Genomic DNA, 24,804 nt, shown 5'->3' with positions numbered 1-24,804 from the left:
CCATTCTAAGGGGGCCTCAGTTCCGCCAGAATCGGGCCCAGCCAGCGTCGAGGGACTGTCATGACGCCCCGTGGCAACGAAACCAAGGCAGCATGGAGCGTTACTCCTCGTGCAGTACGGGGTCAGGCTCCAGGTGGGTCAGGCCGTTCCAAACCAGGTTGACCACATGAGCTGCCACGACTTCCTTCTTGGGTTCGCGCACATCGAGCCACCACTGCGCGGTCATCGACACCGAACCGACCAGGGCCTGGGCGTACAGCGGCGCCAGTTCGGAGTCCAGGCCGCGCCGGGAGAAGTCGCCCGCCAGGATCGAGGACACCTGGTTGACGGCATCGTTGAGCAGCGACGCGTAGGTGCCCGAGGTGATGGTCGCCGGCGAGTCGCGGATCAGGATGCGGAAGCCGTCGGTGTGTTCCTCGACGTAGGTGAGCAGCGCCAGCGCCACCCGTTCGACACGTACCCGGGAGCGGTTGTTGGTCAGCGAAGAGGTGATCCCGTCCAACAGGGCCGACATCTCCCGGTCGACGACCACGGCGTAGAGCCCCTCTTTGCCGCCGAAGTGCTCATAGACCACGGGCTTGGACACGTTGGCGCGCTGCGCTATCTCTTCGATCGAGGTGCCGTCATACCCGCGTTCGGCAAACAGCGACTTGGCGATTTCGATGAGCTGTTGCCGCCGCTCGCTGCCCGTCATCCGGGCGCGGGGTGCACGCACTTCCTTCTCGGGTGCTGCCACGCAGACCAGCGTATCGACTTGCACTAGAGTCACGGATTGATCGGTCCGTCGTGGTGTAATCGGCAGCACCTCTGATTTTGGTTCAGATAGTTCAGGTTCGAGTCCTGGCGACGGAGCAATTGGTGCCGACGAGCGTGCGCGAATTGCATGCTCGGTGCGGTGTGTCGAGGAACAGACGCGCACGCTCGCGGTGAAAGGGGAAACGTGACCGCATCAACCGAGGCCGCAATCATCCTGCTGGCCGCCGGCGCGGGAACCCGGATGCACTCGGACACCCCCAAAGTGCTGCACACCCTGGGTGGGCGCAGCATGCTCGCGCACGCGGTGCACGCCGTCGCCGGTGTGCCGGTCCGCCACCTTGTGGTGGTGCTCGGCCACGACCGCGAGCGCATCGCCCCCGCCGTCGGTGAGCTCGCCGGCAAGCTGGACCGCACTATCGACATCGCCATCCAGGACGAGCAGCGCGGAACCGGCCACGCCGTCGGCTGCGGGCTGAGTGCGCTGCCCGAAGATTTCACGGGGACCGTCGTGGTGACCTCAGGTGACGTCCCCCTGCTGGACTCCGACACCCTGTCCGACCTGATCGCCGGACATGCCAGCGCCACCGCCGCGGCGACGGTGCTGACGACGACGGTGGCCGATCCCCGGGGTTACGGTCGCGTCCTGCGCACCCAGGACAACGAGGTCATCGGCATCGTCGAGCAGACCGACGCCACCGAATCGCAACGCTCCATCCGGGAGATCAACGCCGGGGTGTATGCGTTCGACATCACCGACTTGAGGTCGGCGTTGAGCCGGTTGCGCTCCAACAACGCCCAGCAGGAGCTCTACCTGACCGACGTCGTGGCCATCCTGCGCCAAGACGGCCGAGTGGTGCGGGCCCGCCACGTCGACGACAGCGCGCTGGTGGCCGGAATCAACGATCGGGTCCAGCTGGCCAACCTGGGCGCAGAACTGAACCGCCGCATTATCGCAGGCCATCAGAGGGCGGGTGTCACGATCGTCGACCCGGGCACCACGTGGATCGACATCGACGTCACCATCGGCCGAGACACCGTCGTCCGTCCGGGTACGCAACTGCTCGGCACCACCGAGATCGGCGCCCACTGCGAGATCGGTCCGGACTCCACGTTGACCGACGTCGAGGTGGGCGACGGCGCGTCGGTGGTGCGCACGCACGGCCTGCTCGCCGTCATCGGGGCCGGCGCGACTGTCGGACCGTTCACCTACCTGCGGCCCGGCTCGATCCTGGGTGCCGACGGCAAGCTCGGCGCATTTGTCGAGACCAAGAACTCCACAATCGGTGCGGGCACCAAGGTGCCGCACCTGACCTATGTGGGCGACGCCGACATAGGTGCCCACAGCAACATCGGGGCGTCGAGCGTGTTCGTCAACTACGACGGCGAGAGCAAACACCGCACCACGATCGGCTCCCACGTCCGGACCGGTTCGGACACCATGTTCATCGCGCCTGTCGCCGTCGGCGACGGTGCTTACACGGGTGCGGGGACCGTGCTGCGCGACGATGTGCCGCCGGGTGCGCTGGCCGTCTCGGACAACGCGCAACGCATTTTCGAGGGTTGGGTCGAGCGCAAACGACCCGGCTCGGCGGCTGCAGAGGCTGCTCGTAAAGCCCGCGAGGACGAGTGACTCGACGCCCTGTGTTGTCACTTTGGTAACCCGGCAACGCGCACCTGGAAACGCTACGTACGATTGCGCCGTATCGACCTCCGACCGCGAAGGCAGCCATAGTGGCCACGGACTGGACCGACAATCGAAAAAACCTGATGCTGTTCTCGGGTCGCGCTCACCCTGAACTCGCTGAACAGGTAGCCAAGGAACTCGACGTCGCTGTCACTGCGCAGACCGCGAGGGACTTCGCCAATGGTGAGATCTTCGTGCGGTTCGAGGAGTCTGTGCGCGGGTGCGACGCGTTCGTACTGCAGAGCCATCCATGGCCGCTGAACCAGTGGCTCATGGAGCAGCTGATCATGATCGATGCGCTCAAGCGTGGCAGCGCCAAGCGCATCACCGCGGTCCTGCCGTTCTATCCCTACTCCCGGCAGGACAAGAAGCACCGTGGCCGCGAGCCGATCTCCGCCCGCCTGGTCGCTGATCTGCTCAAGACCGCGGGTGCGGACCGCATCCTGACCGTCGACCTGCACACCGATCAGATCCAGGGCTTCTTCGACGGCCCGGTCGACCACATGCGGGCGCAGTCACTGCTGTGCGGCTACATCGCCGACAAGTACGCAGGCTCGGACATGGTCGTGGTCTCCCCCGACTCTGGTCGCGTGCGCGTGGCCGAGAAGTGGGCCGACTCGCTGGGTGGCGTGCCGCTGGCCTTCATCCACAAGACGCGCGACCCGCTGGTGCCCAACCAGGTGAAGTCCAATCGCGTGGTCGGTGACGTCAGGGGCAGAACCTGCATCCTGACCGACGACATGATCGACACCGGCGGCACCATCGCCGGCGCCGTGAAACTGTTGCGCCAAGACGGTGCCAAGGACGTGGTGATCGCTGCGACCCACGGTCTGCTCAGCGATCCCGCGCCGCAGCGGTTGGCCGAGTGCGGCGCACGCGAGGTGATCGTCACCAACACCCTGCCGATCGGCGAGGATAAGCAGTTCGCACAACTGACCGTGCTGTCCATCGCACCGCTATTGGCCAGCACCATCCGCGCCGTGTTCGAGAATGGTTCGGTGACGGGCCTGTTCGACGGGTCCGCGTAGCGACGAGCGCGTGCGCGAGGAGCAATCAAATATGGTGCCGACGATTTTCCACAACCCGAAGTGCTCGACCTCGCGTAAGACGCTGGAATTGTTGCGCGAGAACGGGATCGAACCCGAGATCGTGCAGTATCTGAAGACCCCGCCGAGCCGTGCGGAGCTGAAGAAGATGATCGCCGACGCCGGGATCGACGTGCGTACCGCGGTGCGCAAGCGCGAATCGCTTTACACCGAACTGGGTTTGGCCGATGCCACCGACGACGAGCTGCTCGACGCCATGGCAGAACATCCGATTCTGATCGAGCGCCCGTTCGTCGTCACCGCCAAGGGCACCCGGCTGGCCCGACCGATCGAAGCGGTGCACGAGATTCTGTGAATCGGCCGATCGCCGCCGGGGTTGCCCTGGCCACCGCGGTGCTGATCGCCGCTTGTGGCGCGAAAACCCCTGATTACCAGTCGATCTGGACCACCAGCACCACCACGACCACGCCGACCAGCGCGCAGCCTCCGGTGCCCATCTCGACCTATCTGGAAAGCGTCGGTGTCAGTGGGGAGCCGATCGCGCCGGAGAAGATCCCGACGCTGACCGTCACAATGCCCACCCCGCCGGGCTGGCACCCCTACTCCAGCCCGAACCTGGCGCCGGGCACCCGCATGATCGCCAAGGGCAACACCTACCCCACCGCGATGCTGCTGGCCTTCAGCCTGCACGGGGACTTCGACGTCGCGAAAGCCATCAAGGATCACGGTTACGCGGACGCCCAGCTGTCGGAGAACTTCAAACAGCTCAACGCCTCGACCGCCGACTGGCACGGTTACCCGTCGGCGATGATCGAGGGCTCCTACGACCTCAACGGTCAACGGATGCAGAGCTACAACCGCATCGTCGTCGCATCCGACGGGCTGCAACCGCCACAGCGGTACCTGATCCAGCTCACCCTCACCACGTTCGCCGACCAGGCCCAGGCGCAGGGGCCGGACATCGAGGCGATCATCTCGGGGTTCAACGTCACCAAGAAGTGAGCCTGGGCTCGCCTACCCGCTCTAGATTTTTGGCCGGCGGGCGTTCTTTGCTACCCTGACCAGGCGTCACGGCGAGGGTGGATCCGATGGGTCACCGTTATCGACGGGAACCAGATTCGAGTTGTTGCATCCCTGGCCGTACTGACGATCTGACCGCAGTACCCCGGACAAGGAGCAACACATGGCCAAGAATTCGGCCCCCAACAAGCTGACCGCCTCGGTGCGGACCCGTACCGGCAAGGGCGCCTCGCGCCAGGCCCGCCGCGACGGCAAGGTGCCCGCCGTGCTGTACGGCCACGGCACCGACCCGCAGCACCTCGAGCTCAACGCCCACGACTTCGCGGCCGTGCTCCGTAACTCGGGCACCAACGCGGTGCTGACCCTGGATATCAACGGCAAGGAGGAGTTGGCGCTGACCAAGGCGCTGGAGGTCCACCCGATCCGTCGCAACATCCAGCACGCCGACCTGCTGGTAGTGAAGCGTGGCGAGAAGGTCACCGTCGACGTCAACGTCGTTGTCGAGGGCGAGCCCGCGTCGGGCACCCTGGTCACCCAGGACGCCAACACCATCCAGATCGAGGCCGAGGCGCTGTCGATCCCCGAGCAGCTGACCCTGTCGATCGAGGGCGCCGAGGCCGGCACCCAGTTCGCCGCCGGACAGATCCCGCTGCCCGCCGGTGTCGGTCTGATCTCAGATCCCGAGCTGCTGGTCGTCAACGTCGTCGAGTCGCCGACCGCCGAGGACCTCGACTCCGAGGGCGCCGGCGAGACGGCCCAAGCCCCCGCCGAAGCATCCGAGGCTGCCGCCGAAGAGTCCGCCGAGTAGATCGGGATCCTTGCCGTGGCCGAGCCGTTGTTGGTGGTGGGTTTGGGCAATCCAGGTCCCGTCTACGCAAAGACCCGGCACAACCTTGGATTCATGGTGGCCGACTTGTTGGCCGGGCGCATGGGCTCGGCCTTCAAGGTCCACAAGCGCTCGGGAGCGGAAGTCGCCACGGGCCGGTTGGGAGACCGGTCCGTGGTGCTGGCCAAACCACGGGTGTACATGAACGAGTCCGGCCGTCAGGTCGGGCCGCTGGCCAAGTTCTATTCAATCGCCCCGGCCGACATCGTGATCATTCACGACGAACTCGACATTGATTTCGGCCGGATCCGGCTCAAGCTTGGCGGCGGCGAGGGCGGCCACAACGGTCTGCGTTCGGTGGCAGCAGCGCTGGGCACCAAGGATTTCCAACGCGTCCGCATCGGCGTCGGCAGACCGCCCGGCCGGCAAGACCCAGCGGCGTTTGTCCTCGACCCGTTCAATTCCGTTGAACGCAAAGAGGTTCCGACGATCTGCGAGCAGGCCGCCGACGCTACGGAACTACTGTTGAAGATCGGCTTGGAGCCGGCCCAGAACTCCGTGCACGCCTGGTAGCGACTCAGCGCGAGAAGTAAATCCCCCGCGACCGAAAATGGCCTATCCGCGTACGGATAGGCCATTTTCGTTCAGTCAGCGACGGCGACCGGGGGCGCCGAGCCACGGGATCATCGGCATGTTAGCGGGAGGCGCTACCGTGCCGGGCCGTGCCTTGATCGACGTACTGCCGTTCGTCGAGCAGATCGTCTTGAAGTCCGTGCTCTGGCAGGTCGGACGGGCGCTCGCGACAGGAGCCGAGATGCCCGCTACGACAGCCAAACTCAGCATCAGAACTGCTGCCTTGCCGCGACTCATCATTCGTCCATTCCCCTTCCGGGATTCAACCGCACCAGAGTGGTCATGCGCTGCGCGCTCAGACATCGAGTCCCTCATTAGGGGCAGGCCGATACGACGACCTGGGCACCCGGATCCAGGGGCGTGTTGTTCGCGGCTGCCCGATTGAAGGCATCCGCACGAGCGGCGTCGACAGTCGCTCCGGCCCCACCGGCCACGACACCGCTGCCATCACTTGCGGCGACGGAGACGATGCAAAGATTGTCGTTCGTAACCTCGTCGCTGGTGCACTCGACGCCACCGGCGTTCGTGCAAGCTGCGACGACCGCCGCCGAAGCCTCCTCATTGGTGTCACCAGTCGCGGTGAAACCCACTAGGGAGCCTTCGAATTCGCCGGTACCAACGGCAGCGGAAATGTCATCAGCAGCGTTCTCGACGTATCCGCCCGGGCCACCGGCCCATGCAGTGCCCGCCGAGATCCCAGCGGCGATAACGCCCGCCGCCACGATCGCCGAAACCAAACGGGTATTGGCCATGCCGGTCCTCTCATTAATGAAGTTCAGCGGAAGTATACATACAGACCACGGCGATCTCTCAGCAAGTAGGGCCGAATTGACGCAGACAATAATTGTCCCAGCGCCGGGGCCCCCAGATTGCCGCGAACTCTTCCTGTTCTTCAGCCCGGTTTGAAGCCTCTTTCGAGTCAGCAGGACTTGAGTTGGGGCCTACCGGATTTCGATGGTTCGGTCGAGGCCGCGGATATCGGTACCGAGGCCAGCAGCCCGCGGAACAGTTTCCTGGCGATCCAGGCGACCAGGACGCCGTCGCGTAATCCGTTGCGCGTCAGGCTAGGTGACCAGCGAGACCGAGTTGGCCCGGCGCAGCTTGCCAGAAGAGGTCTTCGGGATGGTGCCCGGTCCGAGCACGACGACGTTACGCGGCCGCACGTCGACCTCGGTGACCACTTCGTGCGCCACCTGGTGTTCGATCCGGCGCACTTCGGCCGGGTCTTGCCAGGCGTTGGACTCCACAGCCACGGCAAAAGTCTCCCGCGAATGCCCGGCATCGAGCCGCACCGCGACGGCGCAACCGGTACGGACCCCGTCGACGCGACCGGCGGCACGCTCGATGTCGGTGGGATAGATGTTGCGGCCGGCCATGATGATGACGTCCTTGACGCGGCCACAGACCACGACGTGTCCCTCATCGGTCAGGTAGCCCAGATCGCCGGTGTCGTACCAACCGCTCTCGTCCTGGGCCGGCAGAAAACCGCCCATGGTGACATAGCCGGGCGTCACGCACTCGCCGCGCAACTCGATGACACCGACACCGCGAGCCGGCATCACATCGCCGTTCTCGTCGACCACACGCGCTTCCAAATCGGTCAGCAGCGGGCCGAGTGTCGCGAGCCGGCGCGTGTTGCCTTTGGTGGCGGGCACGGCGCGGCGCAGCGCCGCCAGCAGATCGGCGTCGACCTCGTCGACCACCAGGCCGGCGTTGCACTCGGAGAACGACACCGCCAGCGTCGTCTCCGCCATGCCGTACGCCGGCAGGATCGCCGCAGGCGCCAGGCCGAACGGCTTGCCCGCGTCGAGCAGGTCTTCGACGTCGGCCGGGTCGACCGGCTCGGCGCCCGAAAGCGCGAACCGCAACGTCGAGAGGTCGAACTGGCCCGGCTCGGCCTGCTTGCGCAGCCGCTTGGCGAAAAGCGCGTAGGCGAAGTTGGGCGCCGCGGTCATGGTGCCCTTGTACTTGTCGATGAGCTTGGCCCACAGCAGGGTGTCGCGCAGGAAGTCCATCGGCGTGACCTTGACGAGCTCGGCGCCGAAATACATCGGGATGGTCAGGAAGCCGACCATGCCCATGTCGTGGAAGCAAGGCAGCCAGCTCACCATGACGTCCCTGTCGACGTCGTACTGAGCCCCGATGAACATCGCCTCGGCATTGGAATGGATGTTGCGGTGCGTGATCTGCACGGCCTTGGGCGAACCCGTCGAACCCGAGGTCAGCTGCATGAGGGCGAGGTCGTCCTCGCCGGTCTCGATCGGGTCGATCGGCTCGGCGGCCAAAAGATCAGCGATCGTGAGAACCTTGATGCCCTTGTCCTCGAGCACCGGGATGGCGACCAGAAACGGCTCGGAGACGATCACGGCAGCGGCTTCGATCATGCCGATGACGTTCATGGTGTCCTCGGCCCACACCGCCAGATCGGTGCGCGGGGTGGGCTGGTGCAGCATGGTCAGGCTGGCGCCGCGCATCCACACGCCTTGGGCGGTCGGGGCGATCTCCACCGGGAATCCGGCCAGCACGCCGATCGCGTCACCGGGGCCGATGCCGGCCGCGGCCAGTCCACCGGCGATGCGTCGCGCACGTTCGTGCACCTCGAGCCAGGTGTGCCGGACGGGCTCGTGCGGTTCACCGGTCACCATGCCCCGAGAGCTCTCATGGGCGTTGCGGTACATCTTCTCGGTGAACCTGCTCACGACGACCTCCTCGGCTTCCGGAGCCGCAGCGCCGGTGACATGGGATACAGCGTCCGGATTTCCATGCTCCGCCTGTGGTAAAGCGCCATTGTGCAGGCGCGCGCACACAATTGGGCAGCGGTTTTGTCTCGGTTAGGTGATGCCGCCTGCAACGGGGCTGCCGTCGGACGGGTACCGCACGTCGACCACCCGCCGAGCACGACGGGCGACGACGCGTGGCCACGAGCATTCACCATCGGTCATCTTATGAGACTCTTAAGTAGCCGCCAAACTATCGCGAGAATTGAGTCCTGAGTCACACCAACGCGACATCAGACCGATGCCGACGGCGCCGGCACCACCCGCGCGCCGTGAACCGGGCCGCTGGCCACCCGCACCGTGCGGCACACCCCGGCGCCCGCCAGTTCCGCCCCGACGTCGACGGCCGCCGTCGCTGATCCACACAGGAATGCGCACGTCGGCCCGGAACCCGACACGACGCCGGCCAAAGCCCCGGCCTCGACACCGGCCCGCAGCGTACGACGCAGATCTGGGTACAGGCTCAGCGCCGCCGGCTGTAGATCGTTTCCCAGCAGCGAGGCAAGTTCGCCGGCGTCCCCGGAGGCCAATGCGGCCAGCACAGGTTCAGGCTCCTCGGCCCGCGGAGGCTCGTCACGGCCGGTGTCGGCGCGCAACCGGTCCAATTCACCGAACACCTTCGGCGTGGACAGGCCGCGCTGGGCGAACGCCAGCACCCAGTGGAAGGTGTTGCGGGCCAGCACGGTGGCCAGCTCCTCACCGCGTCCGCTGCCCAGAGCCGTCCCACCGTGCAGCGCGAATGGGACATCGCTGCCCAGCCGGGCGGCCAGGGCATGCAGATCCCGTCGCGGCACCCCCAGCTCCCACAGGGTATTCATCGCTACCAGAACACCGGCCGCGTCGGCACTTCCGCCGGCCATCCCGCCGGCCACCGGGATGGACTTGTCGATGGTGATGGCGACGTCGGGGGCGCGACCGACATGTTCGGCCAACAACACGGCAGCTCGCCACGCCAGGTTGCGCTCGTCGGTGGGCAGCGACTCCACACCCTCGCCCGACATCGTCACCGACAGCATGTCAGCGTTGCGTACGGTGACCTCGTCGGTCAGTGACACGGCATGGAAGACCGTGGTCAGCTCGTGATAGCCGTCGTCACGCAGATCGCCGACCGCAAGATAGAGATTGACCTTGCCAGGCACACGAACGGTGACCGACCCGGTGGGGACCCATTCGGATGCGGTACTGCCGTCGGATGCGGACACGGCACGACACTATCCCCGACGACGGCAAACCGTCACCGAACCTATGCTGTGACAGTGGTGTCACCCGGTGAGGGGTTCGCCGCGGAATTCGAGATCGACGAGGTCCTCGGCCGCGGAGGCTGGGCCGTCGTGTACCGCGCTCACGCTTCCGATGGCCGCGTTGTCGCGCTCAAGGTCCTCAACGAATCGCACCGCAAACCCGATCAGCTGGCGCGGCTGCGGCGGGAGTTCAACTTCGCCCGCCGCCTCGCGCACCCCAGCATCATCACGGTCTACGACGCCGGCCCGGCCTGGCTGGCCATGGAGTTCATCGATGGCGGCACGGTCAGCGGGCTCGCGGCGCTGACCGACAAGCTCACGGCTTTGACCCAAATCGCCGGCGCACTCGACCACTCGCACCGGCACGGAATCGTGCACTGCGATGTCAAGCCGGCCAATATTCTGGTCGACAAGCCCTTTTCAAGAGCAGTGCTGATCGATTTCGGGGTCGCACATTCGGTCTCCGAAGACGTGGCCATCCGACTCGCCCACGACACCGGCCGCCTGACCCTCGACCCGGCCAGACGAATAACCCGCTCATCTCATGAGCCACGGGCCCAGGTCCAGGCCTCACTGCCCTACTCGTCTCCCGAGCTCCTCAGCGGCCGAGCACCCTCGGCTGCTACCGACCAATATTCGTTGGCCTGCACCGCCGTTGAGTTGATGACCGGCTCACCACCCTTTACCGCAAGCACCGCCACAGGACTGATAGAGCATCAACTGCACTCCGCGCCACCGAAGATCTCCAGATATATCTCCGGGATCCCACGTGCCGTTGACTCCATCGTCACCAAAGCGATGGCCAAAAGACCAGAGATGCGCTACGACTCGTGCACAGAGTTCATGAAACTGATCACGCGGGCACTTCGCTGACTGGCGAGATCGACAAAAGGGTCGCTCACCTTCGCGGTGAGCGACCCTTTTGTCGATCTCGGTGAAACCTAGGTGGCGCGGACCTGTTCCTGCTCGTCGACGGCCTCCAGCGCAGCCTCCTTCGAGCGCTGCAGCAGCCGCACGAAGTCGGCGATGGCCAATGTCTCACCACGTCGGGACGGGTCGATGCTCGCGGCCAGCAACCGCTCCGCCGACTCGTTGCCCGAGCCGGCCCAGTCCGCGAAGGCATTGCGCGACGTCTTACGACGCTGCGCGAACCCGATGTCGATGAGGTTGAACACTTCGTCGCGGAACGCCTCGTCGGTGGGCCACGGTGACGTCTCGTGCCGATCGATGCGCACTAGCCCCGAGTACACCCGCGGAATCGGCCAGAACACCGTCGGCGACACCATGCCGTGGCGACGCACGTTGCCGTAAAACCGCACCTTGGCGCTGGGCACCCCGTAGTCCTTGCCACCGGGCTCGGCGGCCAGTCGTTCGGCGACCTCGGCCTGCACCATGACCATCACCGTCCGGATGGTCGGGAACTCGGCCATCAGATGCAGCAGTGCGGGCACCGCCACGTTGTACGGCAGGTTCGCCACCAGTGCGGTCGGCTGCTCGGTGAGATCAGCCGGCATCAGCGTCAGGATGTCGCGGTTGAGCACCGTGAGCCGGTTGATCTCGCTGTGCGAATGATCGGCGATGGTCGTGGGCAGCTGTCGCGCCAGCAGCGGATCGATCTCCACTGCGGTCACCTGCGCCCCACGGTCCAGCAGAGCCAGCGTCAGCGAACCGAGGCCTGGTCCGACCTCAAGCACGTGGTCATGGCGATGGATACCTGAAGCCGACACGATACGGCGGACAGTGTTCGCGTCGTGCACGAAGTTCTGTCCGAATGACTTGCGTGGCCGAAAGTCGATCTCCTTGGCCAGGCGTCTTATCTCGGTCCGCCCGAGCAGTCGAATAGTCAGCGCGCCCCAATCCTCCCGCTACACACTGGCCAAGCTCCCCATCCTTGCCGTGCCTGCGTCACCGTAGCAATCGCAATCTGCTCTTCCCTGGTCGCCAAATCGGCCCTCGCAGCATACCGCAAACCGCCCTGCCGCTCCCAAGTGTTTTGATCGAATTGCACGCCGCCGTAGAAACCGTTACCTGTGTTTATCCCCCAGTTACCTCCGGCTTCGCACTGCGCCAAAGCATCCCAGGTGCTTCCATTCGCAATAGGTGGAACTTCGGTTCCAGGCTTGGCGCCGACGCGGAGCACACCGTCACGGGCCGGTGCAATGACGACATTGGCTACTGGCAGCCTGCCTGTTTCCACTCCGTTCACCTTGGCCACGGCGAAGGTCACGTCCTGAGTTCCCGGCGCGCCCGGGTCCTCGACGACCTGACGACTCATGTTTATCGAGGTGTCCTCGATGCGCTTGTTGTCCGGCTGCAGCGGTACCCGCTCGGTGACCTTTTCGATCCGCATCCGGGTCACCTGGACGTGCATGCCCTCGGTCACCGGCGTAGCCGCCGTGGGAACGACGGTGTCGTTCTGCTGCAGCGGCGCTCCCGCCGCCTCGAGCAGGCCGGCCACGTTCGGGGCGGCCAGGTGCACGGTCGAGACTGTGCCGCCGTCGTCGATCTGAACCGTCTTGGCACTCACGACGGGAAGTGCCATCCCGCCCAGCGGAACGCGGGTGCCGCGAGAGGCCGCCGCGGGAGCTTTGTCCGTCATCTGCAGCTGCGCCAACGCCTCATCGACGGTCGAGGCGGTGGTCCACACCTGCTGGGTGCTTTGACCGTCGAGGGAGACCTCCAGCGGGCGGCTGCGGTGCAGCACGATGTTCCCGGCATCCTGGACCGGCTGATCCGCGGCGGGATACAGGTCGTCTCGGTCGCCGACATCGAAGCCGTTCTCTTCGACGACGTCGATCACCCTGGACTTCATGGTGCTCACCGTCATCGCCGTCCCGTCGACGTCGAGCGTCACGGTCTTGTGCGTCGAGACCGCGTAGCCGCCCGCTGCGGTCAGCGTGACCAGCAACGCGCCGACCACACCTCGGAGCAACGGCGAGCGCGATTCATGAAGTTTGTTCAGCGCATCCATACGAAATTCGTCTCTTCCCGGTACTGACGGCATAGTTCACCGACTGCACGTCAAGCGGTTGATCACAAGACGGTAACGAAAAGGCCTACATACGGCAACTTTCGTCCAGCCCGTACACTCGAGCCGCAGTGGTTGCCGTCTCGGCCGCCAGGTCCTGCTCGGGCCGGTCAAGCAAATTTGCCAGTGCCCGGACAGTGTATGGCAGGCAATACGGTTCGTTCGGCGCTCCGCGATACGGATGTGGGGTCAGAAACGGCGCGTCGGTCTCCACCAGCAGCTGCCCCGGCGGGATCAGCCGAGCGGCTTCCTGCAGGTCAACCGCATTTTTGAAGCTGACCGTGCCGGACAGGCTCAGAATCCAGCCCGCATCGATACACATTCGTGCCATCTCCGGACCCGACGAAAAACAGTGGAAGATCACAGTTTCTGGCGCACCTTCGGCGGCCAGGACGTCGAGAACCGCGGCGTCGGCATCGCGATTGTGGATCATCAACGGCTTGCCGGTCCGTTTCGCCAGGTCGATGTGCCAGGCGAAGCCGTCCCGCTGCTCCGCGGGCGTGGCGCAGCCGTCCAGCCTCTCCGGCCAGTACAGATCGATCCCCGTCTCACCCACCGCAACCACGCGGGGACGGGCAGCCAGCCGCTCCAGATCGGCTTTCGCCGCGTCGTCCAGTGCATTGGCACGTGTGGGATGCAGCGCGACCGCCGCGTACACCCGGTCGTCGGCCTCCGCGGCACCGGCGGCCCAGTGCGCGGCAGCCAGATCGTCGGCGACCGTGACCACCCGCCCCACGCCGACCGCCGCCGCGCGATCGACGATGGCGTGGATGTCGTCGGCGGTGTCGGCGCCACATGAATGGAGATGGGTATGGGCATCGACGAGCGGCGCCAAAGGTTCCGGGGCGGGCGGCTTACCCCTGCCTGAGCGTTTGGAACTCATTGCAACACCATAAAGTGATCCCCCGATGAGCAAGACGCCGTACTACATCACCACTGCGATCGACTACCCGAACGGGTCGCCGCACATCGGGCATGCGTACGAGAAAGCCGCCGCCGACGCCATCGCCCGGTTCAAACGCCTCGACGGCTTCGATGTGCTCTTCCTGACGGGCACCGACGTGCACGGGCTCAAGATGGCCGAGACCGCTGCCGCAGAGGGCGTCACCACCGCAGAGCTCGCCAACCGGAACTCGGACGTGTTCCAGCGGATGCAGGAGCGGCTGGGTAGTTCCTTCGACCGGTTCATCCGCACCAGCGACGCCGACCACCTCGAGGCTTCCAAGGAGATCTGGCGCCGGATGAACGACTCCGGTGACATTTACCTGGGCAGCTACCAGGGTTGGTATTCGGTGCGCGACGAACGCTTCTTCTCCGAGGATGAGACGGAGGTCAAGGACGACGGGTCACGCATCGCGACCGAGACCGGCACCCCGGTGACGTGGACCGAGGAGCAGACGTACTTCTTCCGGCTGTCGGCCTACGCCGATCGTCTCCTCGCGCACTACCGGGACAACCCCGAGTTCATCGGACCCGACGCCCGCCGCAACGAGGTCGTCAGCTTCGTATCCGGCGGCCTCAAGGACCTGTCGATCTCACGGACCACCTTCGACTGGGGTGTGCCCGTCCCCGACCACCCCGATCACGTCATGTACGTGTGGGTCGACGCGCTGACGAACTATCTGACCGGCGCGGGTTTCCCGGACACCTCGTCGGCGAACTTCCGCCGATACTGGCCCGCCGATCTGCACGTGATCGGCAAGGACATCATCCGATTCCACGCCGTGTACTGGCCCGCGTTCCTGATGTCGGCCGGAATCGAGCTTCCACGGAGGGTCTTCGCCCACGGCTTCATCAACGTCAAGGGCGAGAAGATGAGCAAGTCCGTGGGCAACGTGATCGACCCGATGGCGCTCATCGACACCTTCGGCGTCGACCCGGTGCGTTACTTCTTCCTGCGGGAGGTGCCGTTCGGCCAGGACGGCAGCTACAGCGAAGAGGCCATCATCGGCAGGATCAACGCCGACCTCGCCAACGAACTGGGCAACCTGGCGCAGCGGTCCCTGTCGATGGTCAACAAGAACCTCGACGGTGTGGTGCCCGATCCCGGTGAGTTCACCGATGACGACACCGCCCTGCTGGCGGCGGCCGACGGGCTGCTGGAACGGGTGCGGGCACACTACGCCGAACCCGCCATGCACCTTGCGCTGGAAGCGATCTGGTCGGTGCTCGGTGCGGCCAACCGGTATTTCTCGGCACAGGAACCGTGGGTGTTGCGCAAGTCCGCCGAGGCGGGCGACCAACAGCGCTTCCGTACGGTGCTCTACACCACGCTGGAGACAGTGCGCATCGCCGCACTGCTGACCCAGCCGGTGATGCCAGAATCGATGGGCAAGATGCTCGACCTGCTCGGCCAGCCGGCCGGCGAGCGAGCCCTCGCCGCCATCAGCACCCGGCTCAAGCCAGGTGTCACGCTGCCCGCACCCGCGGCAGTGTTCCCGCGATATCAGGTGGATTGACGTGAGCGAATTACACCCCAAACTGCACGACATCTATGAGGAAGTGGCCCGGCGCAATGCCGGCGAGAAGGAATTCCACCAAGCTGTCTACGAGGTGCTGACCAGCCTCGGGCCGGTCGTCGACAAACACCCCGAGTTCGCCGACAACGCAGTGATCCGGCGGTTGTGCGAACCTGAGCGGCAGATCATCTTCCGCGTGCCGTGGCTCGACGACAACAACAATGTCCAGATCAACCGCGGTTTCCGCGTCGAGTTCAACTCCGCGCTCGGCCCGTTCAAGGGTGGGCTGCGCTTCCACCCGTCGGTGTACCTGGGCATCGTGAAGTTCCTCGGCTTCGAGCAGATCTTCAAGAACTCGCTCACCGGCCTGCCGATCGGCGGCGGCAAGGGTGGCTCGGACTTCGATCCGAAGGGCCGCTCTGACAACGAGGTGATGCGGTTCTGTCAGTCCTTCATGACCGAGTTGTACCGGCACATCGGTGAATACACCGACGTGCCCGCCGGTGACATCGGCGTGGGCAGCCGCGAGATCGGCTACCTGTTCGGCCAGTACAAGCGGATCACCAACCGCTACGAGTCCGGTGTGCTCACCGGCAAGGGCCTGACCTGGGGTGGATCCCAGGTGCGTACCGAGGCCACCGGTTACGGCACGGTGTTCTTCGTCGACGAAATCCTGCGTGCCGCAAACGATTCCTTCGATGGCAAACGAGTGGTCCTGTCGGGTTCGGGCAACGTCGCGATCTACGCGATCGAGAAGGTGCACGCCCTGGGCGGCACCGTGGTCGCGTGTTCGGACTCCAGCGGTTACGTGGTCGACGAGAAGGGCATCGACCTCGACGTCCTCAAGGAGGTCAAAGAGGTCAAGCGCGGGCGGATCACCGACTACGTCGAAGCCCGCGCCGGTGCAGCTCAGTTCGTCGAAGGCCGCACCATCTGGGAGGTGCCCTGCGACATCGCACTACCCTGCGCCACCCAGAACGAGGTCTCCGGAGCCGACGCCGCGCTGTTGATCAACTCGGGCTGCCGGATCGTCGCCGAGGGTGCCAACATGCCGTGCACGCCAGAGGCGGTGAAGCTCTTCGCTGAAGCCGGCGTCATCTTCGCGCCCGGCAAGGCCGCCAACGCCGGCGGGGTCGCCACCAGTGCCCTGGAGATGCAGCAGAACGCGTCGCGCGATTCGTGGACATTCGAGGACACCGAGGCGCGGCTGGCCGAGATCATGGGACGCATCCACGACCGCTGCCTGACCACCGCCGACGAGTACGGCCAACCCGGCAACTACGTGGCCGGGGCCAATATCGCCGGGTTCATCCGGGTCGCCGATTCCATGCTCGCGCTCGGGTTGGTGTAACACGTGATCTGAGCCACATTCGAACCCGTTGGTCGCCGGTGGTGTCACAAACCGGTCGCGCGTGGTGTCTCGAGGGCACAAGCCCATTGAAAGGAGACACCATGACCGGGCAGAGCATTCGTGTCACCGTGATCGGCGGTGGCTACGCCGGAGTGCTGGCCGCCAATCGGCTGCAGGGAGCCGCGGGCGTCACCGTGACGCTGGTCAACCCGCGGCCGCGGTTCGTCGAGCGAATTCGCCTGCACCAACTGGCCGCCGGCAACGACGACGCCACCGAGGCGTACGACACGTTGCTGGGCGACCGGGTGCGGCTGCTGGTCGACGGTGCCGAGCGCATCGATGCCGCGGCGCGGCGCGTGCACCTTGGCTCCGGCGACACGCTCGACTACGACTACCTCCTGTACGCCGTCGGCAGCACCGGGAGCGTGCCGGATTCGGTGCTGGGCGCTGCCGAATTCGCTTATCCGATAAGCGAATTCGAGCAGGCCACCCGGCTGCGCAACCGACTCCGGGATGTCGCGCTCGGCGCGCCGGTGGTCGTCGTGGGCGGCGGGCTGACCGGTATCGAAGCGGCTGCGGAGTTCGCCGCGGCCGGGCGCCGCGTCACTCTGGTGACCGATGTCGTCGGCGCCTCCCTCGGCGAGGGCGCACGCCGTTCGGTGGTCAAAGGGCTGACCCGGCTCGGGGTCTCGATCATCGACGGGCCCGACATCCTGGTCGCTGCCGTCGAGACCGACGCGGTGGTCATGGCCGACGGCAACCGACTACCTAGTGCGGTAACGGTGTGGACCACCGGCTTCAGGGCGCCCGGCTTGGCTGCTGCCAGCGGCCTGACGACCGATCAGCTCGGCAGGCTACACACCGACGAAACCCTGACCAGCGTGGACGATCCGCGCATCGTGGCGGCAGGTGACGCCGCCTCCCCGTCGGGCATCCCGCTGCGGATGAGCTGCCAGGCGGCTGGGCCGCTGGGCATCCAGGCGGCCAACACCGTGCTGGCGCGCATCGCGGGAACCGAGCCCGCGGTGATCAACCAGGCATTCGCCGGGCAATGCGTAAGCGTCGGGCGCAATCTCGGCACCGTGCAGCTCTGCCACTCCGACGACAGCCCGCGGAAGGTCTACCTCGGCGGCCGTACCGGCGCCTACCTCAAAGAGCAGGTGTGCCGGGCCACGCTGTGGGCGATCCGCCATGAAGCGGCGAAACCGGGCTCGTACTTCTGGTTCCGCGGTGACAACAGGCAGCTTCAGCTCGCCGCCGCTCGCCAGGAGACACTGGTCGGTGGGGACGTGAGGAGCGGGACCATCTCATGAACACACCGAACGCAGGGAACTCGACCGAGCACGCCGAACGGTTCACGATGCTGCGGCCGTTGCTGTTCACCATCGCCTACGAAATATTGGGCACGGCAACGGAATCCGACGACGTGCTACAGGAGAGCTACCTGCGCTGGGCCGAGGTCGACCTGGCGAGCGTGACCGATACCAAAGCCTATCTGGCCCAGTTGGTCACCCGGCAGGCACTCAACGCGCTGCGTGCTCAGTCCCGCAGACGCGAGGACTACGTCGGCCCATGGCTGCCCGAGCCGCTATTGCTGGAAATCCGCGACGGTGCGGCAGACGTGGTACTGGCCGAGTCGGTGTCGATGGCGATGCTCGTGGTGCTGGAGACCCTGAGCCCCGACGAGCGAGCGGTGTTCGTCCTGCGCGAGGTGTTCGGCTTCGGTTACGACGAAATCGCCTCGACCGTAGGCAAATCCGTGAGCGCCGTGCGGCAGATGGCGCACCGCTCCCGCCAACACGTGCAGTCGCGGCGTAAACGGTTCGCTCCCGTCGACATCGCCGAGTCCACCCGTATCACCCAACAATTCCTCGACTCCGCGGCCACCGGCGACGTCGACGGCCTACTGGCGCTCCTTGCGCCGGACGCCGTCTACACGGCCGACAGCGGCGGCAAGGCCAGCGCCGCCCGCCGGCCCGTGGTCGGAGCGCAGAAGGTCGCGACGATGCTGACCGGCCTGTTCCGGGTCGCCGAGCGAATCCCGGGTCTGCAGTTCGAGACAGCCGTGTTCAACAACGCACCCGCGTTCATCATTCACAGCGACGCCGGGTTGGAGGGTGTGTTCACCATCGAGATCGTCGACGGCAAGATCACGCACTTCTACGCCATGCGCAATCCGGACAAGCTGACGGGCATCGACATCCCGCGGGCGATCAGCCGCTGAGGCTCTGCCACGCTGGTGGCATGCGGATCGAGCGGCTCGGCGCTCTGGGCGATCCCGCGGTGGTGTTGCGGGCCGTCGCCGCCGCGGCTGCCCGCGCCGGGCTGCCCGGACCCGCGGCGCTGATCGGCGACTGGTTCGGTTCCCGCGCCGTGATCGCCCCGTCACTCGCGGCGGCGCCGGTCCCAACGGTCTCGGCGTTCCCGTTGGCTCCGAATCCCACCACGGCCGGCCCGGAGATCGGCGGCGGCTGGTTCGGCTATCTGGCCTACCCGGATCCCGGGGCCGACGAGCTGCCACCACGCATCCCCGAGGCAGCCGGCGGCTGGTCGGACTGTGTGCTGCGCCAGGACTCCGACGGCCGGTGGTGGTACGAAAGCCTCACCGGCGCAGTACTTCCCGATTGGTTGACGGTGTTGCCGACGCCGGAGGCGAGCCCCTATGCCCTGCACTGGGCGCCACCCGACCGGGATGTCCACCGGAACGGCGTGTTGGCATGTCTCGACGCAATCGCCGCGGGCGAGGTGTACCAGGCCTGTGTGTGCACGCGTTTCACCGGACAGCTCGACGGGGATCCGCTGGACTTCTTCGCCGACGCGACAGCCAGGACCGTGCCCTCCCGCGCGGCCTACCTGTCCGGCGCGTGGGGTGCGGTCGCGTCGTTGTCGCCGGAGCTGTTCCTGCGTCGCCGTGGCACCGATGTCACGTCCAGCCCCATCAAGGGCACGCTGCCCCGGTCTGCGAATCCGGCGGATCTGTTGGCCTCGGTCAAAGACGTCGCCGAGAACATCATGATCGTCGATCTGGTCCGCAACGACCTCGGCCGGGTCGCCGCCATCGGCACCGTGACTGTGCCCGAACTGCTGTCGGTGCAGCCCGCGCCCGGCGTCTGGCATCTGGTGTCGACGGTCGCGGCCGAGGTGCCCGTCGAGGTACCGATGGCGCGATTGCTGCAGGCCACCTTCCCGCCCGCATCGGTGACCGGCACCCCCAAGGCCCGGGCCCGTCAACTGCTGCGGCAATGGGAGCCGACGCGACGCGGAGTCTATTGCGGCACAGTCGGTTTGGCGTCTCCCGTGGCGGGCTGCGAACTCAACGTGGCGATCCGGACCGTCGAGTTCGGCGCCGACGGGTCTGCTGTGCTCGGCGTCGGCGGCGGCATCACCGCGGATTCCGATCCCGACCGGGAATGGGAGGAGTGCCTGCACAAGGCTGCGTCGATCGTCATGCCGGCCCTACCTCAGCCCCGGGCCCGCAGCACGGCGTCGTAGAGCTCACGTCGTGACGGTGCGCCCGGATGAGCCGCGATCACCTCGGCGCAGGCATCCTTGACCCGGGCTCCGGCGTCGACCAGCTCTTCGACTTCGGCGATCAGGGTGGGTAGGTCAGCGCTCGGTGTGGCACCGGCGAGCACCACCGTGATCTCCCCCAGCACGCCGTCGACGGCCCACTCGGCAAGCTCGGCCAGTGTGCCTCGCTTGATCTCCTCGTGGGTCTTGGTGAGTTCACGGCACACGACGACGCGTCGCTGCGGACCCAGCATTTCGACAGCATCGCGCAGGGTGTCGGCGAGTCGGCGGGGGGATTCGAAGAACACGCAGGTGCGCAGCTCGCCGGCCAAGCTGCGCAGCCACGCCATGCGGGCGGCCTGCTTGCGCGGCGCGAAACCCTCGAAGCAGAACCGGTCGGACGCCAGCCCAGACACCGCCAGCGCGGTCGTCACGGCCGACGGGCCCGGCAGGCAAGACACGGGCCACCCAGCTTCTATACACGCGGCCACCAGCCGGTAGCCCGGATCGTTGATCAACGGCATCCCGGCGTCACTGACCACCAGCACCGTCGCCCCTGCGGCGATCTCCTCGACCAGGCCCGGCACCCGGCCGGCCTCGTTCTGGTCGAAGAAACTCAGCACCCGCCCTTTGGGTGTGACGCCCAGCGCCTGCGCCAGCACGCGGATCCGGCGGGTGTCCTCAGCGGCCACGATATCCGCGTCTGCCAGCGCCGCAACCAGCCGGGCGGAGGCATCCGATGGCTGGCCCAACGGCGTCGCGCCGATCAGCAGTTTCCCGGGTGTCACGCCCGACAGCCTACGATCGCTTGCGTGACCGCCACCGCCACCGAGACCCCGACGGCGCAGGACGCGGTTCCGCTCATAAGCCCGGCGCCGCTGATTCCGCCCGCCGATTTCGGGCCGGTCGACCGGCTGCAGGGTTGGGCGATGACGGCCGTGATCGCCGCGCTGGCCGCGGTCAGCCGGTTCTTGAACCTCGGCTCGCCGACCGACGCCGGCACGCCGATCTTCGACGAGAAGCACTACGCGCCGCAGGCCTGGCAGATGCTGTTCAACCACGGGGTCGAGGACAATCCTGGCTACGGCCTGGTGGTCCACCCTCCGGTCGGCAAGCAGTTGATCGCCCTCGGTGAGGCGCTGTTCGGCTACAACGGCGTGGGGTGGCGTTTCTCGGGCGCGGTGTGCGGGGTGATCCTCGTGGTTCTCGTGGCCCGGATTGCGCGGCGGATCAGCCGTTCGACGCTGGTCGGCGGGATCGCCGGCCTGCTGCTGATCGCAGACGGGGCCACCTTCGTCGCGTCCCGCACCGCGCTGCTGGACGGATTCCAAGTGCTGTTCGTGGTCGCGGCCTTCGGCGCCCTCATGGTCGACCGCGATCAGGTGCGGGAACGCATGTACATCGCCTATGCCGAGGGCCGGATCGCCGAGACGCCATGGGGCCCGCGCCTGGGAGTCCGGTGGTGGCGGTTCGGCGCAGGGGTCCTGCTAGGTCTGGCCTGCGCCACGAAGTGGTCCGGGCTGTACTACGTGATGTTCTTCGGTGTGATGACGCTGGCGCTCGACGTCGTCGCGCGCAGGCAGTACAAGGTGCCACAACCGTGGCAGGGCGTGCTGCGACGCGATCTGGGGCCGGCGGTGTACGCGCTGGGCCTCATCCCGTTCGGGGTGTACTTCGCTTCGTACGGGCCGTGGTTCGCTTCCGAGACCGCCGTCGATCGCCACGAGGTCGGACAGTCGATCGGCCCGGATTCGCTGCTGCCGTTGCCCGATGCGATCCGCTCACTGTGGCATTACACGTACACGGTCTACCACTTCCACGCCGGGCTGACGAATGCCGCGGGCAACCACCATCCCTGGGAATCCAAGCCGTGGACCTGGCCGATGTCGCTACGGCCCGTGCTGTACGCGATCGACAACCACGATGTGCCGGGCTGCGGAGCGCAGTCGTGCGTCAAGGCGGTGATGCTCGCGGGCACCCCGGCCATGTGGTTCATCGCGGTGCCGGTCATCGGCTGGGCGTTGTGGCGGGCCGTCATCCGCCGCGACTGGCGCTACGCCGTGGTGCTTGTCGGCTACGCGGCGGGTTTTCTGCCCTGGTTCGCCGATATCGACCGGCAGATGTACTTCTTCTACGCCGTGGTGATGGCGCCGTTCATGGTGCTGGCCATCGCACTGATCCTCGGCGACATCCTGTACAAGCCACACCAGAACCCCGAGCGCCGAACGCTGGGCCTGATGGTGGTGTGCGGCTATGTTGCGCTGGTCATCACCAACTTCGCGTGGATGTACCCGATTCTCACCGGGCTGCCGATCTCCCAGGGCACGTGGAACCTGGAGATCGTGCTGCCGAGTTGGCGGTAGGTGGGTTTCGTGTTTTGAAATTGCGTTCAGGGTCGTGATTTCGAGTTATCCACAGCCCTGGGCGCAATTTCAACGTTGACACCAGTATTTGTCGGTCTCGCATCCCACCATCACGACATGCAAGAGGTTTTCATCGGCAGCGAGATGCTCAAACGTGGTGCCCTCACTCGCAGTGCCCTGCGATGGAACTACACCGCGATCTTTCCCGACGTCTATCTGGCGCTGGCGGCCGCCCACCATCGGGGATTGTCGTACGCAACGAGCGCATCGACGCCGACGAGATTGTCGAAATCTCGGGCCTACCAGTGACGACGCCCCAGCGAACCGCGCTGGATCTCGCGCGTCACCTACACCGGAACACGGCCGTGAGACATCTTGACGCACTCGCCCGGGCTACTGACGTCAAGGCGCTGGACGCTCTTCGGCTCGCCGAACGCTACCCACGGGCACGCGGATTGCGGCGGGCTGAGGTCGCACTGGATTTGATGGACGGCGGTGCCGAGTCACCCCAGGAAACCCGAACACGGCTCATCTTGATCGATGACGGCCTACCGCGACCACGCACGCAGATTCGAGTGACCGACGGCTTCAACGAAGCATTCATCGACATGGGGTACGACGAGCCGATGGTCGGGGTCGACTATGACGGTAAACACCACGCCACGGAGCGCCCCCGCTATGTCCACGACATCGGCCGCAACGAACTCGTGGCCCGTGAAGGCTGGATCGACATCCACGTGGTGGCCGAGCATAGCCGCGCATTCATTCTGCACAGGGTCCGCGAAGCGTTGAGATTGCGCAGAGGGTCGTAAATTCGCATCGATCACAGCCGTGAGCGCAATCTCGACGCCGAAACAGCCTAGAGCGGGTCCCGAGCGGCCGGGCACGACATGCAGCGCGGCCCGCCGCGTCCGGTGCCCAGCTCCGAGGCCGCGATCGCCAGCACCTCGATACCGGAATCGGCAAGCCGCGCGTTGGTTTGGGCATTGCGCTCGTAGGCGACCACCACACCCGGCGCGACCGCCAGGGTGTTGTTGCCATCGTCCCACTGCTCACGTTCGGCGGTGACAGGGTCCAGCCCGGTGTCGATCACCCGCAGCTTGTCGATGCCCATCGCCTCGGCGGCGGCGCGGACGAACGGCACTGCGTCGTCGATCCGCACGCCACGGTCTTCACGGTGAATGGTGAACGCAGACAACGAATCCACAATGTTCGGGTACATCACCACGGCATCGACGTCGACCATCGTGCAGACGGTGTCCAGGTGCATCTGGGCCCGCTCCTGGGCGATCGGCACCGCGAGGACCGTGTGGGCGAGATCGTCATCGAACAGGCTGCGCGCCAAGGCTTCCGCGCCGGCGGGCGTCGTACGCTCCCCCACTCCCACCGCGATGACACCGGGGGCCAACAGCAGCACATCGCCACCCTCGACCGGGGCCGACCGAGATTCGTAGGCTCGCCGGACCCCGAGGAATCGTGGATGGTGGGCGTAGATCAGGTCGGTGAGCGAGGTCTCCCGCACCCGCGCGGGCAGGGCCAGCGACGGAATGGCCACGCGCGGCCCGATCCAGATCGACGAGTCGCGGGTGAACAGCAGGTTCGGCAGTGGGTCGATGACGAAGTCGCCGCCGTGGTGCATTCGCCGCACCAGCGAGATCTCCGAACCACTGAACGGCAATTCGTTGAACGTCATGCCTGCCATCAGCACGTGCGCCAGCGCGGTGGGCCCCAGAGTCCGCAGGTAAACCGAGAGTTCCTGCGCCAGAGGCAGACCCAGGCGGCGCCCGTCCACTGCAGCCGATATGCCGTGCATCCGGGCCGCACCGCTGGCAAGCGCCTCGGTGAGCAGGTCGGCCAGCAACAGCACCTCGACGCCGCGCGAGCGCAGCAGCTCGGCGAAAGCGTCATGTTCCTGCTGCGCCTTGGAGACCCACGGCAGGCCGTCGAACAGCAGGGCATCGTTGTTGCGCGGCGTCAGTCGCTGCAGTTCAGGCCCCGGGCGATGCAAAATAGCAACCCGCAGCGTGCCAACCTCGGAGTTGGAGCCCAGCACAACGTCAGCCACAACGAGAACGGTAACCCTAAGCATCACCTCAAGTAGGGTTTAGGT

22 protein-coding genes, 1 tRNA gene and 1 pseudogene are annotated in these 24,804 nt (G+C 66.1%); 15 read left to right on the top strand and 9 right to left on the bottom strand.

The annotated features are described in order from the left end of the window. Positions 1-100: 100 nt before the first annotated feature. A complete protein-coding gene (locus B133_RS0100705; protein ID WP_036418841.1) occupies positions 101-694 on the bottom strand; it encodes a TetR/AcrR family transcriptional regulator in 594 nt (197 codons plus the stop codon). 86 nt (positions 695-780) lie between these two features. Here B133_RS0100705 and B133_RS0100700 point away from each other — a divergent pair. From B133_RS0100700 to pth, 7 genes are all read left to right on the top strand, one after another. Further along, positions 781-852: transfer RNA gene (locus tag B133_RS0100700), tRNA-Gln, on the top strand. 88 nt (positions 853-940) lie between these two features. Beyond that, positions 941-2,386 (top strand): bifunctional UDP-N-acetylglucosamine diphosphorylase/glucosamine-1-phosphate N-acetyltransferase GlmU, encoded by a 1,446-nt coding sequence (gene glmU / locus B133_RS0100695; RefSeq protein ID WP_018598785.1) that lies wholly within the window; start codon positions 941-943, stop codon positions 2,384-2,386. Between the two features lie 101 nt (positions 2,387-2,487). Beyond that, on the top strand, positions 2,488-3,468 hold the full coding sequence (locus B133_RS0100690; protein ID WP_018598784.1) for a ribose-phosphate diphosphokinase: 981 nt from the start codon (positions 2,488-2,490) through the stop codon (positions 3,466-3,468). Between the two features lie 31 nt (positions 3,469-3,499). Continuing rightward, positions 3,500-3,841, top strand: a complete 342-nt coding sequence (arsC, locus tag B133_RS0100685) for an arsenate reductase (glutaredoxin) (protein WP_018598783.1) — start codon at positions 3,500-3,502, stop codon at positions 3,839-3,841. After that, positions 3,838-4,488 carry an LpqN/LpqT family lipoprotein gene (locus B133_RS0100680; protein WP_018598782.1) on the top strand — a complete coding sequence of 217 codons (651 nt, stop codon included), beginning with the start codon at positions 3,838-3,840 and terminating at the stop codon, positions 4,486-4,488. Before arsC ends, B133_RS0100680 begins: the two co-directional genes overlap by 4 nt. A gap of 181 nt (positions 4,489-4,669) precedes the next feature. Then, positions 4,670-5,314 carry a 50S ribosomal protein L25/general stress protein Ctc gene (locus B133_RS0100675; RefSeq protein ID WP_018598781.1) on the top strand — a complete coding sequence of 215 codons (645 nt, stop codon included), beginning with the start codon at positions 4,670-4,672 and terminating at the stop codon, positions 5,312-5,314. A gap of 15 nt (positions 5,315-5,329) precedes the next feature. Beyond that, on the top strand, positions 5,330-5,905 hold the full coding sequence (pth, locus tag B133_RS0100670; protein ID WP_018598780.1) for an aminoacyl-tRNA hydrolase: 576 nt from the start codon (positions 5,330-5,332) through the stop codon (positions 5,903-5,905). A gap of 374 nt (positions 5,906-6,279) precedes the next feature. Here the strand turns inward: pth and B133_RS0100665 are convergent, their stop codons facing one another. From B133_RS0100665 to B133_RS0100655, 3 genes are all read right to left on the bottom strand, one after another. Then, positions 6,280-6,717: a hypothetical protein gene (locus tag B133_RS0100665; protein WP_018598779.1), complete on the bottom strand. Its 438-nt coding sequence runs from the start codon at positions 6,715-6,717 to the stop codon at positions 6,280-6,282. Between the two features lie 312 nt (positions 6,718-7,029). Continuing rightward, a complete protein-coding gene (locus tag B133_RS0100660) occupies positions 7,030-8,664 on the bottom strand; it encodes a fatty acyl-AMP ligase (protein WP_018598778.1) in 1,635 nt (544 codons plus the stop codon). A gap of 311 nt (positions 8,665-8,975) precedes the next feature. Then, positions 8,976-9,944 (bottom strand): 4-(cytidine 5'-diphospho)-2-C-methyl-D-erythritol kinase, encoded by a 969-nt coding sequence (locus tag B133_RS0100655; RefSeq protein WP_018598777.1) that lies wholly within the window; start codon positions 9,942-9,944, stop codon positions 8,976-8,978. Positions 9,945-9,998: 54 nt separating this feature from the next. Here B133_RS0100655 and B133_RS0100650 point away from each other — a divergent pair, with 54 nt between their 5' ends. Next, the gene (locus B133_RS0100650) at positions 9,999-10,856 is read left to right on the top strand and encodes a serine/threonine-protein kinase (RefSeq protein WP_018598776.1); all 858 of its coding nucleotides are present in this window, start codon (positions 9,999-10,001) and stop codon (positions 10,854-10,856) included. Between the two features lie 68 nt (positions 10,857-10,924). On the opposite strand, the gene rsmA is transcribed toward B133_RS0100650, so the two are convergent. The 3 genes from rsmA to B133_RS0100635 all read right to left on the bottom strand — a co-directional run bounded on the left by rsmA (position 10,925) and on the right by B133_RS0100635 (position 13,894). After that, on the bottom strand, positions 10,925-11,830 hold the full coding sequence (rsmA, locus tag B133_RS0100645) for a 16S rRNA (adenine(1518)-N(6)/adenine(1519)-N(6))-dimethyltransferase RsmA (protein ID WP_026255808.1): 906 nt from the start codon (positions 11,828-11,830) through the stop codon (positions 10,925-10,927). Further along, positions 11,827-12,954 (bottom strand): resuscitation-promoting factor, encoded by a 1,128-nt coding sequence (locus B133_RS0100640; protein WP_018598774.1) that lies wholly within the window; start codon positions 12,952-12,954, stop codon positions 11,827-11,829. Before B133_RS0100640 ends, rsmA begins: the two co-directional genes overlap by 4 nt. 85 nt (positions 12,955-13,039) lie before the next feature. Continuing rightward, positions 13,040-13,894 carry a TatD family hydrolase gene (locus tag B133_RS0100635; protein WP_026255807.1) on the bottom strand — a complete coding sequence of 285 codons (855 nt, stop codon included), beginning with the start codon at positions 13,892-13,894 and terminating at the stop codon, positions 13,040-13,042. A gap of 25 nt (positions 13,895-13,919) precedes the next feature. Between B133_RS0100635 and metG the strand changes: the two genes are divergently transcribed. From metG to B133_RS0100610, 5 genes are all read left to right on the top strand, one after another. Beyond that, positions 13,920-15,470, top strand: coding sequence for a methionine--tRNA ligase (metG, locus tag B133_RS0100630; RefSeq protein WP_018598772.1), 1,551 nt, complete (start codon positions 13,920-13,922; stop codon positions 15,468-15,470). A gap of 1 nt (position 15,471) precedes the next feature. Further along, positions 15,472-16,821, top strand: coding sequence for an NADP-specific glutamate dehydrogenase (gene gdhA, locus B133_RS0100625; protein WP_018598771.1), 1,350 nt, complete (start codon positions 15,472-15,474; stop codon positions 16,819-16,821). 101 nt (positions 16,822-16,922) lie between these two features. Next, positions 16,923-18,134, top strand: a complete 1,212-nt coding sequence (locus B133_RS0100620; protein ID WP_018598770.1) for an NAD(P)/FAD-dependent oxidoreductase — start codon at positions 16,923-16,925, stop codon at positions 18,132-18,134. After that, positions 18,131-19,045, top strand: a complete 915-nt coding sequence (locus tag B133_RS0100615; RefSeq protein ID WP_018598769.1) for an RNA polymerase sigma-70 factor — start codon at positions 18,131-18,133, stop codon at positions 19,043-19,045. The genes B133_RS0100620 and B133_RS0100615 overlap by 4 nt, the downstream gene beginning before the upstream one ends. 20 nt (positions 19,046-19,065) lie before the next feature. Further along, complete coding sequence (locus B133_RS0100610) at positions 19,066-20,313, top strand: aminodeoxychorismate synthase component I (RefSeq protein ID WP_018598768.1); 1,248 nt, start codon at positions 19,066-19,068, stop codon at positions 20,311-20,313. Here the strand turns inward: B133_RS0100610 and rsmI are convergent. Further along, the gene (gene rsmI, locus B133_RS0100605; RefSeq protein ID WP_018598767.1) at positions 20,283-21,119 is read right to left on the bottom strand and encodes a 16S rRNA (cytidine(1402)-2'-O)-methyltransferase; all 837 of its coding nucleotides are present in this window, start codon (positions 21,117-21,119) and stop codon (positions 20,283-20,285) included. The genes B133_RS0100610 and rsmI overlap by 31 nt on opposite strands. A gap of 24 nt (positions 21,120-21,143) precedes the next feature. On the opposite strand from rsmI, the gene B133_RS0100600 reads away from it, so the two are divergent. Both B133_RS0100600 and B133_RS22205 read left to right on the top strand, forming a co-directional pair. After that, entirely contained in the window at positions 21,144-22,694 is a 1,551-nt protein-coding gene (locus tag B133_RS0100600; protein ID WP_018598766.1) for a dolichyl-phosphate-mannose--protein mannosyltransferase, read from the top strand. A gap of 117 nt (positions 22,695-22,811) precedes the next feature. Further along, a pseudogene (locus B133_RS22205) lies at positions 22,812-23,506 on the top strand (type IV toxin-antitoxin system AbiEi family antitoxin). A gap of 47 nt (positions 23,507-23,553) precedes the next feature. Here the strand turns inward: B133_RS22205 and arcA are convergent. After that, positions 23,554-24,783: an arginine deiminase gene (arcA, locus tag B133_RS0100590; RefSeq protein ID WP_198291021.1), complete on the bottom strand. Its 1,230-nt coding sequence runs from the start codon at positions 24,781-24,783 to the stop codon at positions 23,554-23,556. Positions 24,784-24,804: the final 21 nt, after the last annotated feature.

The organism is Mycobacterium sp. 155 (assembly GCF_000373905.1).
Taxonomy (GTDB): Bacteria; Actinomycetota; Actinomycetes; order Mycobacteriales; family Mycobacteriaceae; genus Mycobacterium.
The sequence above is the reverse complement of the archived record's forward strand: the minus strand, read 5'-3'. Positions and strand labels throughout refer to the sequence as shown.

Bases quoted from the DNA above. Each gene is read 5' to 3' on its own strand.
- B133_RS0100675 (WP_018598781.1), top strand. From the start codon at position 4,670: ATGGCCAAGAATTCGGCCCCCAACAAGCTGACCGCCTCGGTGCGGACC.
- arsC (WP_018598783.1), top strand. From the start codon at position 3,500: ATGGTGCCGACGATTTTCCACAACCCGAAGTGCTCGACCTCGCGTAAG.
- B133_RS0100635 (WP_026255807.1), bottom strand. From the start codon at position 13,894: ATGAGTTCCAAACGCTCAGGCAGGGGTAAGCCGCCCGCCCCGGAACCT.
- B133_RS0100640 (WP_018598774.1), bottom strand. From the start codon at position 12,954: ATGGATGCGCTGAACAAACTTCATGAATCGCGCTCGCCGTTGCTCCGA.
- metG (WP_018598772.1), top strand. From the start codon at position 13,920: ATGAGCAAGACGCCGTACTACATCACCACTGCGATCGACTACCCGAAC.
- B133_RS0100615 (WP_018598769.1), top strand. From the start codon at position 18,131: ATGAACACACCGAACGCAGGGAACTCGACCGAGCACGCCGAACGGTTC.
- B133_RS0100620 (WP_018598770.1), top strand. From the start codon at position 16,923: ATGACCGGGCAGAGCATTCGTGTCACCGTGATCGGCGGTGGCTACGCC.
- arcA (WP_198291021.1), bottom strand. From the start codon at position 24,783: ATGCTTAGGGTTACCGTTCTCGTTGTGGCTGACGTTGTGCTGGGCTCC.
- B133_RS0100705 (WP_036418841.1), bottom strand. From the start codon at position 694: ATGACGGGCAGCGAGCGGCGGCAACAGCTCATCGAAATCGCCAAGTCG.
- B133_RS0100610 (WP_018598768.1), top strand. From the start codon at position 19,066: ATGCGGATCGAGCGGCTCGGCGCTCTGGGCGATCCCGCGGTGGTGTTG.
- B133_RS0100665 (WP_018598779.1), bottom strand. From the start codon at position 6,717: ATGGCCAATACCCGTTTGGTTTCGGCGATCGTGGCGGCGGGCGTTATC.